Annotated in this window: 13 protein-coding genes; 10 read left to right on the forward strand and 3 right to left on the reverse strand. The window is 47.9% G+C overall.

The annotated features are described in order from the left end of the window. Nucleotides 1-15 precede the first annotated feature (15 nt). On the reverse strand, nucleotides 16-1,950 hold the full coding sequence (gene yeaG, locus ACJHYD_RS04565) for a protein kinase YeaG (protein ID WP_001019882.1): 1,935 nt from the start codon (nucleotides 1,948-1,950) through the stop codon (nucleotides 16-18). A gap of 435 nt (nucleotides 1,951-2,385) precedes the next feature. Between yeaG and mipA the strand changes: the two genes are divergently transcribed. Together mipA and yeaE are read left to right on the forward strand one after the other, a co-directional pair. Then, a complete protein-coding gene (gene mipA, locus ACJHYD_RS04570) occupies nucleotides 2,386-3,132 on the forward strand; it encodes a scaffolding protein MipA (protein WP_000163771.1) in 747 nt (248 codons plus the stop codon). 89 nt (nucleotides 3,133-3,221) lie between these two features. Next, nucleotides 3,222-4,076: a methylglyoxal reductase YeaE gene (gene yeaE / locus ACJHYD_RS04575; RefSeq protein ID WP_001389767.1), complete on the forward strand. Its 855-nt coding sequence runs from the start codon at nucleotides 3,222-3,224 to the stop codon at nucleotides 4,074-4,076. A 50-nt stretch (nucleotides 4,077-4,126) separates the two neighbouring features. On the opposite strand, the gene ACJHYD_RS04580 is transcribed toward yeaE, so the two are convergent. Together ACJHYD_RS04580 and gapA are read right to left on the reverse strand one after the other, a co-directional pair. Next, a complete protein-coding gene (locus tag ACJHYD_RS04580) occupies nucleotides 4,127-5,011 on the reverse strand; it encodes a D-hexose-6-phosphate mutarotase (RefSeq protein ID WP_001343163.1) in 885 nt (294 codons plus the stop codon). Between the two features lie 83 nt (nucleotides 5,012-5,094). Then, nucleotides 5,095-6,090, reverse strand: coding sequence for a glyceraldehyde-3-phosphate dehydrogenase (gene gapA / locus ACJHYD_RS04585; protein ID WP_000153502.1), 996 nt, complete (start codon nucleotides 6,088-6,090; stop codon nucleotides 5,095-5,097). Between the two features lie 341 nt (nucleotides 6,091-6,431). Here gapA and msrB point away from each other — a divergent pair, with 341 nt between their 5' ends. The 8 genes from msrB (at nucleotide 6,432) to ydjG (ending at nucleotide 13,870) form a co-directional block, all read left to right on the forward strand. After that, nucleotides 6,432-6,845, forward strand: a complete 414-nt coding sequence (gene msrB, locus ACJHYD_RS04590) for a peptide-methionine (R)-S-oxide reductase MsrB (RefSeq protein WP_001284618.1) — start codon at nucleotides 6,432-6,434, stop codon at nucleotides 6,843-6,845. Nucleotides 6,846-6,886: 41 nt separating this feature from the next. Beyond that, nucleotides 6,887-7,159, forward strand: coding sequence for a YeaC family protein (locus ACJHYD_RS04595; RefSeq protein ID WP_001328831.1), 273 nt, complete (start codon nucleotides 6,887-6,889; stop codon nucleotides 7,157-7,159). Nucleotides 7,160-7,528: 369 nt separating this feature from the next. Then, nucleotides 7,529-8,605 (forward strand): zinc-binding dehydrogenase, encoded by a 1,077-nt coding sequence (locus ACJHYD_RS04600; protein WP_000645196.1) that lies wholly within the window; start codon nucleotides 7,529-7,531, stop codon nucleotides 8,603-8,605. Between the two features lie 26 nt (nucleotides 8,606-8,631). Beyond that, nucleotides 8,632-10,011 (forward strand): MFS transporter, encoded by a 1,380-nt coding sequence (locus ACJHYD_RS04605; RefSeq protein WP_000435316.1) that lies wholly within the window; start codon nucleotides 8,632-8,634, stop codon nucleotides 10,009-10,011. A gap of 16 nt (nucleotides 10,012-10,027) precedes the next feature. Next, nucleotides 10,028-11,071 carry an NAD(P)-dependent alcohol dehydrogenase gene (locus tag ACJHYD_RS04610; protein ID WP_000798093.1) on the forward strand — a complete coding sequence of 348 codons (1,044 nt, stop codon included), beginning with the start codon at nucleotides 10,028-10,030 and terminating at the stop codon, nucleotides 11,069-11,071. A gap of 20 nt (nucleotides 11,072-11,091) precedes the next feature. Then, nucleotides 11,092-11,928, forward strand: coding sequence for a ketose-bisphosphate aldolase (locus tag ACJHYD_RS04615; protein WP_000878883.1), 837 nt, complete (start codon nucleotides 11,092-11,094; stop codon nucleotides 11,926-11,928). Between the two features lie 4 nt (nucleotides 11,929-11,932). Continuing rightward, nucleotides 11,933-12,880, forward strand: coding sequence for a carbohydrate kinase family protein (locus ACJHYD_RS04620; RefSeq protein WP_001551216.1), 948 nt, complete (start codon nucleotides 11,933-11,935; stop codon nucleotides 12,878-12,880). Nucleotides 12,881-12,889: 9 nt separating this feature from the next. Beyond that, nucleotides 12,890-13,870 (forward strand): NADH-dependent methylglyoxal reductase, encoded by a 981-nt coding sequence (gene ydjG, locus ACJHYD_RS04625; protein WP_000723733.1) that lies wholly within the window; start codon nucleotides 12,890-12,892, stop codon nucleotides 13,868-13,870. Nucleotides 13,871-13,969: the final 99 nt, after the last annotated feature.

Genomic DNA, 13,969 nt, shown 5'->3' on the forward strand with positions numbered 1-13,969 from the left:
ACCGGGCCAGGGTTGTTAAGACGATTTACGTACGCGCAAATACCATTCGCACAGTAAACGCACCTGTTTACGGGTGTAGCCTTTTTCCATCATACGGTCGACAAAATCGTCGTGTTTCTTTTGCTCGTCGGTTGACGTTTTGGCGTTAAACGAAATAACCGGCAACAGCTCCTCGGTATTGGAGAACATTTTCTTCTCGATAACCGTGCGCAGTTTTTCATAGCTGGTCCAGTTCGGATTGCGTCCGCTGTTATTCGCTCTGGCGCGCAGTACGAAGTTAACAATCTCGTTGCGGAAATCTTTTGGATTACTGATCCCCGCCGGTTTCTCGATTTTCTCCAGCTCGGCGTTAAGAGACTCGCGATCAAACAGCTGCCCGGTATCTGGATCGCGATACTCCTGATCCTGAATCCAGAAATCCGCGTAGGTAACATAACGGTCGAAAATGTTTTGCCCATATTCGGAATAGGATTCAAGGTAGGCCGTCTGGATCTCTTTGCCGATAAACTCGGCATATTTCGGGATCAAGTAACCTTTCAGGAACTCCAGATAGCGTTCTGCCTGCTCTTGCGGGAACTGCTCGCGCTCGATCTGCTGTTCCAGGACGTAGAACAGATGGACCGGGTTTGCCGCCACTTCTACATGATCGAAGTTGAACACGCGGGAGAGGATCTTAAACGCAAAACGCGTCGACAGACCGTTCATCCCTTCATCGACACCGGCGTAGTCACGATATTCCTGATACGACTTGGCTTTGGGATCTGTGTCTTTCAGACTTTCGCCATCATAAACCCGCATCTTTGAATAAATGCTGGAGTTTTCTGGCTCTTTAAGGCGCGAAAGAATGGAAAAACGTGACAGCGTTTCCAGCGTGCCAGGGGCGCAGGGGGCGTGAGTCAATTCACTGTGATTAAGCAATTTCTCGTAGATTTTGATCTCTTCGGAAATGCGCAAGCAATACGGCACCTTCACGATGTAAACACGATCAAGGAAGGCTTCGTTGTTTTTGTTATTACGGAAAGTGACCCATTCGGATTCGTTCGAGTGGGCGAGAATAATCCCGTTGAACGGCAGGGCGGAGATACCTTCCGTCCCGTTGTAGTTACCTTCCTGAGTGGCGGTTAGCAAGGGATGCAGCACTTTAATCGGTGCTTTAAACATCTCAACGAATTCCATGATCCCCTGGTTGGCGCGGCACAGTGCACCGGAATAGCCGTAGGCGTCCGGGTCATTCTGCGCGTAGTGTTCGAGTTTACGAATATCGACTTTCCCAACCAGCGCGGAGATGTCCTGGTTGTTCTCATCACCGGGTTCCGTTTTGGCGATAGCAATTTGTTGCAGAATTGACGGCCAGACCTTCACTACCCGGAACTTAGTGATATCGCCACCAAATTCATGCAGGCGTTTTGCCGCCCACGGCGACATGATGGTGCCGAGATAACGGCGAGGAATGCCATACTCTTTTTCCAGAATCTGCGCATCTTCCTGCGGATTGAAAAGACAGAACGGATGATCGTTGACCGGGCTACGCTCACCGTTGGCGCTCAATACATAAATCGGTACGAGCTGCATTAATGATTTCAGTCGCTCAGCAAGCGATGATTTACCCCCACCCACAGGCCCCAGCAGATACAGGATTTGTTTCTTCTCTTCCAGCCCCTGAGCCGCGTGTTTCAGATAAGAGACAATCTGTTCAATCGCGTCTTCCATGCCGTAAAACTCTTCAAATGCCGGATAACGTGCTATGACCCGGTTAGAAAAGAGTCGAGAAAGTCTGGGTTCCTGGGCTGTATCGACCATGACAGGCTCACCGATAGCCATCAATAGCCGCTCAGCCGCGTTGGCATAAGCACTGCGATCTTGCCGACAAGTGGTAAGAAACTCCTGCAGTGTGAACTCTTCGTCCTTGGCAGCTTCATATCGCTGGCGATAGTGATCGAATATATTCATGGTATGCCGTCCTTTCGTTTTTTAGCACAGGTTAAGAGCCGTTCATATGAATAGTAGAGGCTCCCGGAAGAGGTAAACTGAACGACGTCTCTTGCTAAAACACAGCAACTCTCATGCCATTTTATCGACGATGAGAACAACGTGCCCGGTGATACACCTTCAAAATTAAGCGTAGATGGCAAATGGAAAACTTGCCTGCACGGCTTTCTTAATTTCAATGGCATATCAACAACTCATCCATAAATTTTGCATAATTAATGTAAAGACCAGGGTCGCCAGTAACGCTAAATTCATTTGGCTGTAAGCGCGGTGTCATCCGCGTCAGGAAAATTAAACAGTTACTTTAAAAAATGAAAACGTAAAAAGGTTGGGTTTCGATGTATTGACGGGTAAACTTTGTCGCCCGCTAAACATTTGTTTAAGGAATGATTAATTGTGACCAAACTCAAACTTCTGGCACTTGGAGTGCTTATCGCAACGTCTGCAGGCGTAGCGCACGCTGAAGGTAAATTTTCCCTGGGCGCAGGCGTAGGTGTCGTTGAACACCCATATAAAGATTACGATACCGATGTTTACCCAGTACCGGTAATCAACTATGAAGGCGATAACTTCTGGTTCCGTGGCTTAGGTGGTGGTTACTACCTGTGGAATGACGCAACGGACAAACTTTCAATTACCGCTTACTGGTCGCCGCTTTACTTCAAAGCGAAAGACAGTGGCGATCACCAAATGCGTCACCTGGATGACCGTAAGAGCACCATGATGGCTGGTCTGTCTTATGCTCACTTTACCCAGTACGGTTACCTGCGTACCACCCTGGCTGGCGATACCCTGGATAACAGCAACGGCATCGTCTGGGATATGGCCTGGTTGTATCGTTACACCAACGGTGGCCTGACCGTGACCCCGGGTATCGGTGTACAGTGGAACAGCGAAAACCAGAACGAATACTATTATGGCGTATCGCGCAAAGAGTCTGCTCGCAGCGGTCTGCGTGGCTATAACCCGAACGACAGCTGGAGCCCTTACCTGGAGCTGAGCGCCAGCTACAACTTCCTCGGCGACTGGAGTGTTTACGGTACCGCGCGCTACACCCGTCTGTCTGATGAAGTTACTGACAGCCCAATGGTGGATAAATCCTGGACTGGCCTGATTTCTACCGGGATCACCTACAAATTCTGATAATGCATCTTTCCAGGGCATTTTGTGCATAAAAACAGGGCGTCATGCCCTGTTTTGCATTACGGTGGTGCAATACCTGGGAGGAAACAATGCAACAAAAAATGATTCAATTTAGTGGCGATGTCTCACTGCCAGCCATAGGGCAGGGAACATGGTATATGGGCGAAGATGCCAGTCAGCGTAAAACAGAAGTAGCTGCACTACGCGCGGGCATTGAGTTCGGTTTAACCCTCATTGATACCGCCGAAATGTATGCCGAGGGCGGTGCCGAAATGGTGGTTGGGGAAGCATTAACCGGCCTACGTGATAACGTCTTTCTCGTCTCTAAAGTCTATCCGTGGAATGCTGGCGGGCAAAAAGCGATAAATGCATGCGAAGCCAGTTTACGCCGTCTCAATACTGATTATCTCGATCTCTACTTATTACACTGGTCTGGCAGTTTCGCTTTTGAAGAGACTGTCGCAGCGATGGAAAAATTGATCGCCCAGGGAAAAATCCGCCGCTGGGGCGTTTCTAACCTTGATTATGCCGATATGCAGGAACTCTGGCAGCTGCCGGGGGGAAATCAGTGTGCCACTAATCAGGTACTTTACCATCTCGGTTCACGAGGGATTGAGTACGATCTACTCCCCTGGTGCCAGCAACAGCAGATACCGGTGATGGCTTACAGTCCGTTAGCTCAGGCCGGGCGGTTGCGCAATGGGCTGCTAAAAAACGCAGTAGTCAACGAAATTGCACATGCTCACAATATCAGCGCGGCACAAGTATTGTTGGCGTGGGTAATCAGCCATCAGGGGGTGATGGCGATTCCAAAAGCGGCAACTGTCGCACATGTCCAACAAAATGCGGCTGTGCTTGAGGTTGAACTTTCGTCAGCGGAATTAGCTATGCTGGATAAAGCGTATCCGGCACCAAAAGGAAAAACTGCGCTGGATATGGTGTGATGTTGATACGTGCCGGATGCATCGCACCCGGCACACAACATTAACGCAAATTAACGTTTGGCAACGCGAATGGATTGCGCCAGATGTGCAGGTTTTTCTTTGGTGACTTTTTGCGTTTCTGAAGCGTAAGCCGTTTCTACACAAACAAAGGTCTTGTAGCCATCGTCCGGCATGTCGCCCATGCTAACTGAAAGCGCCGGTCCCGGATTCCAGCCTACAACGTTCAGATGATGCTGGTGACCTACGGCGATAATACGATTCAGCGCTTCATCATTAATCACGCTGCAATCTTGCGGATTCAGATACACGCGGTCGGTACGGTCAGGGAAGGTCTGAATACCGTCGGTCAGTACATCTTCTTTCGCGTCATTCACTTTATCAATGAAGCGATCGCCCAGCCCACTGACGCTTACCTTAGCGATATCACCCACGTTAAAGTAGGTATGCAGGGCAGAGGTGGTTTCAAATTCGCCATGTGATTCAAGATCGATTTCACAGGTTTTACCCACGCGGAAATGCGCTAACAGCGTAAAGTCGTGCGGCCAGAATTTTTTCGTCTCTTCGCTTTGCGTCAATTCAAAAGTCAGCGCTACGCCATCAGCATCTTCATGATGTGATTTCAGCGTCCACGGCAGGTTGCGGGCAAAACCGTGCGCAGGCAGGCCTTGTTGTGCAGCCGGACCAAACCACGGCCAGCAAACCGGTACGCCACCGCGAATAGCGACGCCATTTTTGAACGGTGTGTTGTTACTCAACCACAGAACTTCTTCTTCACCCGCAGGTTTCCATGAGAGAAGGTGTGCGCCCTGTAATGCAAAAGAGGCTTTTACCTGGGGATGATCGACCACAATGAGGTCCAGTTCATCCAGTTTACGACGGGAGAGGACAGGGGAGATTTGTTCGATGACCGGAAGGGCAAAAATTTTCTTAATCATGACGCAGTCCTTTAACTTCATTTTATCAGGTAAAAAAAAGAGCGACCGAAGTCGCTCTTTTTAGATCACAGTGTCATCTCAACTTATTTGGAGATGTGAGCGATCAGGTCCAGAACTTTGTTGGAGTAACCGGTTTCGTTGTCGTACCAGGATACCAGTTTCACGAAGTTGTCGTTCAGAGCGATACCAGCTTTAGCATCGAATACGGAAGTGCAAACTTCGCCGTTGAAATCGGTAGATACTACGTCATCTTCGGTGTAGCCCAGAACGCCTTTCATTTCGCCTTCAGCAGCAGCTTTAACGGCAGCTTTGATCTGCTCGTAAGTTGCAGCTTTTTCCAGACGAACGGTCAGGTCAACTACGGATACGTTCGGGGTCGGAACGCGGAACGCCATACCAGTCAGTTTGCCATTCAGTTCTGGCAGTACTTTACCTACAGCTTTAGCTGCACCGGTAGAGGACGGGATGATGTTCTGGGAAGCACCGCGGCCGCCGCGCCAGTCTTTGTGAGACGGACCATCAACGGTTTTCTGAGTAGCGGTAGTAGCGTGAACGGTGGTCATCAGACCTTCGATGATGCCGAAGTTATCGTTGATAACTTTAGCCAGCGGAGCCAGGCAGTTGGTGGTGCAGGAAGCGTTGGAAACGATGTCCTGGCCAGCATATTTGTCGAAGTTAGCGCCTTTAACGAACATCGGAGTGTTGTCTTTAGACGGACCAGTCATAACCACTTTCTTCGCACCAGCGGTGATGTGTTTACGAGCAGTTTCGTCAGTCAGGAACAGACCAGTTGCTTCAGCGACAACGTCAACACCAACTTCGTCCCATTTCAGGTTAGCCGGATCACGTTCAGCGGTAACACGGATTTTTTTACCGTTAACGATCAGATGACCGTCTTTCACTTCAACGGTACCGTCGAAACGGCCGTGAGTGGAGTCATATTTCAGCATGTATGCCATGTAATCAGCGTCTAACAGGTCGTTGATTGCAACGATCTCGATGTCAGAACGTTTCTGAGCAGCACGGAAAACAATGCGACCGATACGGCCAAAACCGTTGATACCTACTTTGATAGTCATATATTCCACCAGCTATTTGTTAGTGAATAAAAGGTTGCCTGTAAAATTACAAAAACCTTACGCAGCGTCAAGCGGAATCGTGTCAATCATTGCGACAAATCAATCCTGTGCCTAAGCATTACGCGACTGACTCGCCTCACTCTTCCTTTGGGCTTGAGACCACATGGGGTCGGCGTCCCGAATTTTAAAGGGCAATTACGATAAAAATGTGATTTTCATCACGATTTAGGTGCAGCCATTTCGTCGAGATCAAGTTTAGGACAAATTTTTGCCAGTTGGTGTTAATGTTTTGTTAGAATCAGTCACGTAATGTGAGCACGATTAAAGTGAGATGTGAGCAAATGGCTAATAAACCTTCGGCAGAAGAACTGAAAAAAAATTTGTCCGAGATGCAGTTCTACGTGACGCAGAATCATGGGACAGAGCCGCCATTTACGGGTCGTTTACTGCATAACAAGCGTGACGGCGTATATCACTGTTTGATCTGCGATGCCCCGCTGTTTCATTCCCAAACCAAGTATGATTCCGGCTGTGGCTGGCCCAGTTTCTACGAACCGGTGAGTGAAGAATCCATTCGTTATATCAAAGACTTGTCACATGGAATGCAGCGCATAGAAATTCGTTGCGGTAACTGTGATGCCCATCTGGGGCATGTCTTCCCCGACGGGCCGCAGCCAACGGGTGAACGTTATTGTGTTAACTCAGCCTCTTTACGCTTTACCGATGGCGAAAACGGCGAAGAAATCAACGGTTGAAAAAACGATTCAGCAACTTATTCCACAGGAGCGGAAAAATTATGAATCTTGATGACATTATCAACAGCATGACGCTTGAGGTATACCAGCGTTTGTCGACCGCCGTTGAATTGGGCAAATGGCCTGATGGCGTTGCGTTGACCGAGGAACAAAAAGAGAACTGCCTGCAACTGGTGATGCTGTGGCAAGCCCGCAATAATACCGAAGCACAGCATATGACAATTGACACAAATGGTCAGATGGTCATGAAGAGCAAACAACAGTTAAAAGAAGATTTTGGTATCTCAGCAAAGGCTATTGCCATGTTTAAGTAAGTGGTTTGTCCCCTTTTTGCCGCGGTTATAAAGGGGATAGCCAACAATAACCCCACGACTCATCTCAATTATCTCGTCACGACCAGGCTAAGTCCCAGCCCGGTCTCTTGCAGTCGCGTTCACGCCTGAATGACTTCTCCTGAACTTAAGTCTCAGACCTATTTGGCCGGTAATCCCTCTCAAATTTGCTCATTTTGCGTTCCGCCTTCCATCAACCTGTAACAGATCCAGCCATTTTCTGCGTAATTGTGATCTGAGTTGTAAAACGCAGATCATTATCTGTGTTTTACAGATTTAATGTTGACCTCAAAAATCATGTGGGTAAGTATGATGACCATCTAAGCAAAACAAAACACAGAGGATGACGCAATGAAAGCACTGGCTCGGTTTGGCAAAGCCTTTGGCGGCTACAAGATGATCGATGTCCCACAACCCATTTGTGGCCCGGAAGATGTAGTGATTGAAATTAAAGCCGCGGCAATCTGCGGCGCAGACATGAAGCACTACAATGTCGATAGCGGTTCTGATGAGTTTAACTCTATCCGCGGCCATGAGTTCGCAGGTTGTATTGCGCAGGTTGGTGAAAAAGTCAAAGACTGGAAAGTGGGGCAACGCGTCGTGTCGGATAACAGCGGTCACGTCTGCGGCGTTTGTCCGGCCTGTGAACAAGGTGATTTTCTGTGTTGTACAGAAAAAGTAAACCTTGGTCTGGATAACAATACCTGGGGCGGTGGTTTTTCCAAATATTGTCTGGTTCCTGGTGAAATTCTCAAAATTCATCGTCATGCATTGTGGGAAATCCCTGATGGTGTTGATTATGAGGACGCAGCCATACTTGACCCTATCTGTAATGCCTATAAATCCATCGCGCAGCAATCGAAATTCCTCCCTGGTCAGGATGTGGTCGTCATCGGCACTGGCCCACTCGGGCTGTTCTCCGTACAAATGGCGCGGATTATGGGGGCGGTAAATATCGTCGTCGTTGGTCTACAAGAAGATGTGGCGGTCCGCTTCCCGGTTGCAAAAGAACTGGGTGCGACGGCAGTAGTAAATGGTTCTACCGAAGATGTGGTGGCGCGCTGCCAGCAAATTTGTGGCAAAGACAATCTGGGACTGGTGATTGAATGCTCCGGTGCCAATATCGCACTGAAACAAGCCATCGAAATGCTCCGTCCGAACGGGGAAGTGGTACGCGTTGGAATGGGCTTCAAACCTCTTGATTTCTCGATTAATGACATTACCGCCTGGAACAAAAGCATCATTGGGCATATGGCCTATGACTCCACCTCATGGCGTAACGCTCTCCGGCTATTAGCCAGCGGCGCTATCAAAGTCAAACCGATGATCACGCATCGTATCGGCCTGTCGCAATGGCGCGAAGGGTTTGATGCGATGGTCGATAAAACCGCAATCAAAGTGATCATGACTTACGACTTTGATGAATAACTACTCTCCTGAAGGAACGTTATCGCATGGAACAGATAACAAAACCGCATTGTGGTGCACGGCTGGATCGCTTACCGGATTGCCGCTGGCATTCGTCAATGTTTGCCATCGTCTCGTTTGGCTTGCTTGTCTGCTGGAGTAATGCCGTTGGTGGCTTGATCCTCGCGCAGCTGAAAGAGTTGGGCTGGACAGATAATTCCACCACTGCCACATTCTCAGCAATCACGACCGCCGGAATGTTTCTCGGTGCGCTGGTTGGCGGCATCATCGGTGACAAAACCGGTCGCAGAAATGCGTTCATCCTCTATGAGGCCATTCATATTGCCTCGATGGTGGTCGGTGCTTTTTCACCGAATATGGATTTCCTTATTGCCTGCCGTTTTGTGATGGGCGTTGGGCTGGGAGCTTTACTGGTGACGCTGTTTGCTGGTTTCACCGAATATATGCCCGGTAGAAATCGCGGAACGTGGTCCAGTCGGGTTTCTTTTATTGGCAACTGGTCATATCCGCTCTGTTCATTGATTGCGATGGGACTCACGCCGCTGATTAGTGCAGAGTGGAACTGGCGAGTACAACTGCTTATCCCTGCAATATTGTCGCTTATCGCTACGGCGCTGGCCTGGCGCTACTTTCCTGAATCCCCGCGCTGGCTGGAATCGCGCGGACGGTATCAGGAAGCCGAGAAAGTCATGCGGAGTATAGAAGAAGGCGTCATACGCCAGACGGGAAAACCTTTGCCGCCCGTGGTTATTGCTGATGACGGTAAAGCGCCACAAGCGGTGCCGTATTCAGCCTTAATGACAGGAGTATTACTGAAACGCGTGATATTAGGCTCTTGTGTGCTGATTGCCATGAACGTTGTGCAGTACACACTAATTAACTGGTTGCCAACAATATTCATGACCCAGGGGATTAATTTAAAAGACTCGATTGTTTTAAATACCATGAGTATGTTTGGCGCGCCATTTGGTATTTTTATTGCTATGCTGGTGATGGATAAAATTCCGCGTAAAACAATGGGTGTGGGGCTATTAATCCTGATTGCGGTGCTCGGATATATCTATTCACTGCAAACCAGTATGTTGCTCATAACGTTGATTGGTTTCTTCCTGATTACTTTCGTCTATATGTACGTTTGCTATGCCTCGGCAGTGTATGTCCCTGAGATCTGGCCGACAGAGGCCAAATTACGTGGCTCCGGTCTGGCGAATGCAGTAGGGCGAATCAGTGGTATTGCCGCACCTTATGCCGTTGCAGTGCTGCTCAGTAGTTATGGCGTAACGGGAGTCTTTATTCTTCTGGGGGCGGTTTCAATTATTGTCGCAATTGCTATCGCCACCATTGGAATTGAAACCAAAGGTGTCTCCGTTGAAAGTTTAAGTATTGATGCAGTAGTCAATAAATAATACTGGTGGATTCAAAATGAAAAATTCAAAAGCAATATTGCAGGTGCCGGGCACAATGAAAATTATTTCAGCAGAAATACCTGTGCCTAAAGAAGATGAAGTTTTGATTAAAGTGGAATATGTCGGTATTTGTGGTTCAGATGTACATGGTTTTGAATCAGGCCCGTTTATTCCGCCTAAAGACCCAAATCAAGAAATTGGCTTGGGTCATGAATGCGCCGGGACGGTTGTGGCTGTGGGAAGCCGTGTGCGCAAATTTAAAGCGGGGGATCGGGTAAATATCGAACCTGGCGTTCCTTGCGGTCACTGTCGTTACTGTCTGGAAGGCAAATATAACATCTGCCCGGACGTTGATTTTATGGCGACACAACCTAACTACCGCGGCGCATTAACGCACTATCTGTGTCATCCGGAGAGCTTTACTTACAAACTGCCCGACAATATGGACATGATGGAAGGGGCGCTGGTGGAGCCTGCTGCAGTCGGGATGCATGCCGCGATGCTGGCAGATGTTAAACCGGGTAAGAAGATAATTATTCTGGGAGCGGGTTGTATTGGTTTGATGACGTTGCAAGCGTGCAAATGCCTGGGAGCTACGGATATTGCCGTCGTTGATGTACTGGATAAACGTCTGACAATGGCGGAACAGCTCGGCGCGACAGTGGTTATTAACGGTGCAAAAGAAGACACTATTGCACGCTGTCAGCAATTTACCGAAGAAATGGGCGCAGATATTGTTTTCGAAACAGCGGGTTCTGCGGTCACCGTTAAACAGGCACCTTATCTGGTAATGCGCGGCGGTAAAATTATGATTGTTGGTACTGTACCGGGCGATTCGGCAATCAATTTCCTCAAAATCAATCGCGAAGTCACTATTCAGACAGTATTCCGCTATGCCAATCGTTATCCGGTCACGATTGAAGCTATTTCCTCAGGGCGATTCGATGTGAAATCGATGGTGACACATATTTACGATTATCAGGATGTACAACAGGCATTTGAAGAGTCGGTTAACAACAAACGCGACATTATTAAAGGCGTTATTAAAATTAGCGATTAATTAATACGGGAGAACAGAATATGCTCGCAGATATCAGATATTGGGAAAACGATGCCACAAATAAACATTATGCAATTGCCCATTTTAACGTATGGAATGCAGAAATGTTGATGGGCGTTATCGACGCAGCCGAAGAAGCGAAATCACCGGTTATTATTTCTTTTGGTACAGGTTTTGTCGGGAACACCTCTTTTGAAGATTTCTCTCACATGATGGTATCAATGGCAAAAAAAGCAACGGTGCCGGTAATAACTCATTGGGATCATGGTCGGAGTATGGAAATTATTCATAACGCCTGGACTCATGGTATGAATTCATTAATGCGTGATGCTTCCGCATTTGATTTCGAAGAAAATATTCGTTTAACCAAAGAGGCTGTTGATTTCTTCCATCCGCTGGGTATTCCGGTAGAGGCAGAATTAGGGCATGTCGGTAATGAAACCGTTTATGAAGAAGCGCTGGCGGGCTATCACTATACCGATCCTGACCAGGCGGCTGAATTTGTTGAACGTACGGGCTGTGACTCATTGGCTGTCGCCATCGGCAACCAACATGGGGTTTATACGTCAGAGCCACAATTGAATTTTGAGGTCGTCAAACGCGTACGCGATGCCGTTTCTGTTCCGCTGGTTTTGCACGGCGCATCGGGGATCAGTGATACCGACATTAAAACTGCAATTTCGTTGGGTATCGCGAAAATCAACATTCATACGGAGCTCTGTCAGGCCGCAATGGTAGCAGTGAAAGAAAACCAGGATCAGCCTTTCCTGCATTTAGAACGTGAAGTACGTAAAGCTGTAAAAGAACGGGCATTGGAAAAAATTAAACTGTTCGGTTCTGATGGCAAAGCGGAATAATGATATGGATAATCTCGACGTTATTTGTATAGGTGCCGCTATTGTTGATATTCCATTGCAACCGGTCAGTAAAAATATCTTTGATGTGGATTCTTATCCTCTTGAAAGAATCGCAATGACCACCGGGGGTGATGCAATAAATGAAGCAACAATTATTTCTCGTCTGGGCCATCGCACAGCATTAATGAGTCGTATTGGTAAAGATGCCGCCGGGCAATTTATTCTCGACCATTGCCGCAAAGAGAATATTGATATTCAAAGCCTGAAGCAGGACGTCAGCATAGATACCTCAATTAACGTTGGACTGGTGACGGAGGATGGCGAGCGGACGTTTGTCACAAACTGTAACGGCAGTCTGTGGAAATTGAATATTGACGATGTTGATTTTTCGCGGTTTTCTCAGGCGAAATTATTATCTCTGGCCAGTATTTTCAACAGTCCTCTATTGGATGGTAAAGCGCTAACAGAAATTTTTACGCAAGCTAAAGCCCGGCAGATGATTATCTGTGCCGATATGATCAAACCGCGGTTGAATGAAACGCTGGATGATATTTGCGAAGCATTGAGTTATGTCGATTATCTGTTTCCTAATTATGCCGAGGCAAAATTACTCACCGGGAAAGAGACACTGGATGAAATTGCTGACTGCTTTCTTGCGTGCGGCGTAAAAACGGTGGTGATTAAAACGGGTAAAGACGGCTGCTTTATCAAGCGTGGTGACATGACGATGAAGGTGCCGGCGGTCGCAGGAATAACCGCCATCGACACCATTGGCGCGGGCGATAACTTTGCTTCAGGTTTTATTGCGGCACTGTTAGAAGGCAAAAATCTGCGTGAATGCGCACGCTTTGCCAATGCAACGGCGGCTATCTCGGTTCTAAGCGTCGGTGCCTCCACCGGCGTAAAAAACAGAAAGCTGGTCGAACAATTGCTGGAAGAATGCGAAGGATAATGAAGGCAAATGAAAAAGATACCTTTAGGCACAACGGATATTACGCTTTCGCGAATGGGGTTGGGGACATGGGCCATTGGCGGCGGTCCTGCATGGAATGGCGATCTCGATCGACAAATATGTATTGATACGATTCTTGAAGCCCATCGTTGCGGCATTAACCTGATTGATACTGCGCCAGGATATAACTTTGGCAATAGTGAAGTTATCGTCGGTCAGGCGTTAAAAAAACTGCCCCGTGAACAGGTTGTAGTAGAAACCAAATGCGGCATTGTCTGGGAACGAAAAGGGAGTTTATTCAACAAAGTTGGCGATCGGCAGTTGTATAAAAACCTTTCCCCGGAATCTATCCGCAAAGAGGTAGAAGCCAGCTTGCAACGTCTGGGTATTGATTACATCGATATCTACATGACGCACTGGCAGTCGGTGCCGCCATTTTTTACGCCGATCGCTGAAACTGTCGCAGTGCTCAATGAGTTAAAGGACGAAGGGAAAATTCGCGCTATAGGCGCTGCTAACGTCGATGCTGACCATATCCGCGAGTATCTGCAATATGGTGAACTGGATATTATTCAGGCGAAATACAGTATCCTCGACCGGGCAATGGAAAGCGAACTGCTGCCGCTATGTCGTGATAATGGCATTGTGGTACAGGTTTATTCGCCGTTAGAGCAGGGATTGTTGACCGGTACCATCACTCGTGATTACGTTCCGGGCGGCGCTCGGGCAAATAAAGTCTGGTTCCAGCGTGAAAACATGCTGAAAGTGATTGATATGCTTGAACAGTGGCAGCCACTCTGTGCTCGTTATCAGTGCACAATTCCCACTCTGGCACTGGCGTGGATATTAAAACAGAGTGATTTAATCTCCATTCTTAGTGGGGCTACTGCACCGGAACAGGTACGCGAAAATGTCGCGGCATTGAATATCAACTTATCGGATGCAGACGCAACATTGATGAGGGAAATGGCAGAGGCCCTGGAGCGTTAAATACTCAACACGATTCACCTCTGTTTCTGTGAAAACTGTGATGAAAATCTGTGATTCAAACAGGTTATTTTGAAAGTAAACATCGGTTATGCGATAATC

The organism is Escherichia sp. WS1368, from assembly GCF_046487485.1.
GTDB lineage: Bacteria > Pseudomonadota > Gammaproteobacteria > Enterobacterales > Enterobacteriaceae > Escherichia > Escherichia coli.

What these genes read in the sequence shown, in the direction of transcription:
- yeaG (WP_001019882.1), bottom strand. Translation starts at nt 1,950, where the DNA reads ATGAATATATTCGATCACTATCGCCAGCGATATGAAGCTGCCAAGGAC.
- yeaE (WP_001389767.1), top strand. Translation starts at nt 3,222, where the DNA reads ATGCAACAAAAAATGATTCAATTTAGTGGCGATGTCTCACTGCCAGCC.
- ACJHYD_RS04580 (WP_001343163.1), bottom strand. Translation starts at nt 5,011, where the DNA reads ATGATTAAGAAAATTTTTGCCCTTCCGGTCATCGAACAAATCTCCCCT.
- gapA (WP_000153502.1), bottom strand. Translation starts at nt 6,090, where the DNA reads ATGACTATCAAAGTAGGTATCAACGGTTTTGGCCGTATCGGTCGCATT.
- msrB (WP_001284618.1), top strand. Translation starts at nt 6,432, where the DNA reads ATGGCTAATAAACCTTCGGCAGAAGAACTGAAAAAAAATTTGTCCGAG.
- ACJHYD_RS04595 (WP_001328831.1), top strand. Translation starts at nt 6,887, where the DNA reads ATGAATCTTGATGACATTATCAACAGCATGACGCTTGAGGTATACCAG.
- ACJHYD_RS04600 (WP_000645196.1), top strand. Translation starts at nt 7,529, where the DNA reads ATGAAAGCACTGGCTCGGTTTGGCAAAGCCTTTGGCGGCTACAAGATG.
- ACJHYD_RS04605 (WP_000435316.1), top strand. Translation starts at nt 8,632, where the DNA reads ATGGAACAGATAACAAAACCGCATTGTGGTGCACGGCTGGATCGCTTA.
- ACJHYD_RS04610 (WP_000798093.1), top strand. Translation starts at nt 10,028, where the DNA reads ATGAAAAATTCAAAAGCAATATTGCAGGTGCCGGGCACAATGAAAATT.
- ACJHYD_RS04615 (WP_000878883.1), top strand. Translation starts at nt 11,092, where the DNA reads ATGCTCGCAGATATCAGATATTGGGAAAACGATGCCACAAATAAACAT.
- ACJHYD_RS04620 (WP_001551216.1), top strand. Translation starts at nt 11,933, where the DNA reads ATGGATAATCTCGACGTTATTTGTATAGGTGCCGCTATTGTTGATATT.
- ydjG (WP_000723733.1), top strand. Translation starts at nt 12,890, where the DNA reads ATGAAAAAGATACCTTTAGGCACAACGGATATTACGCTTTCGCGAATG.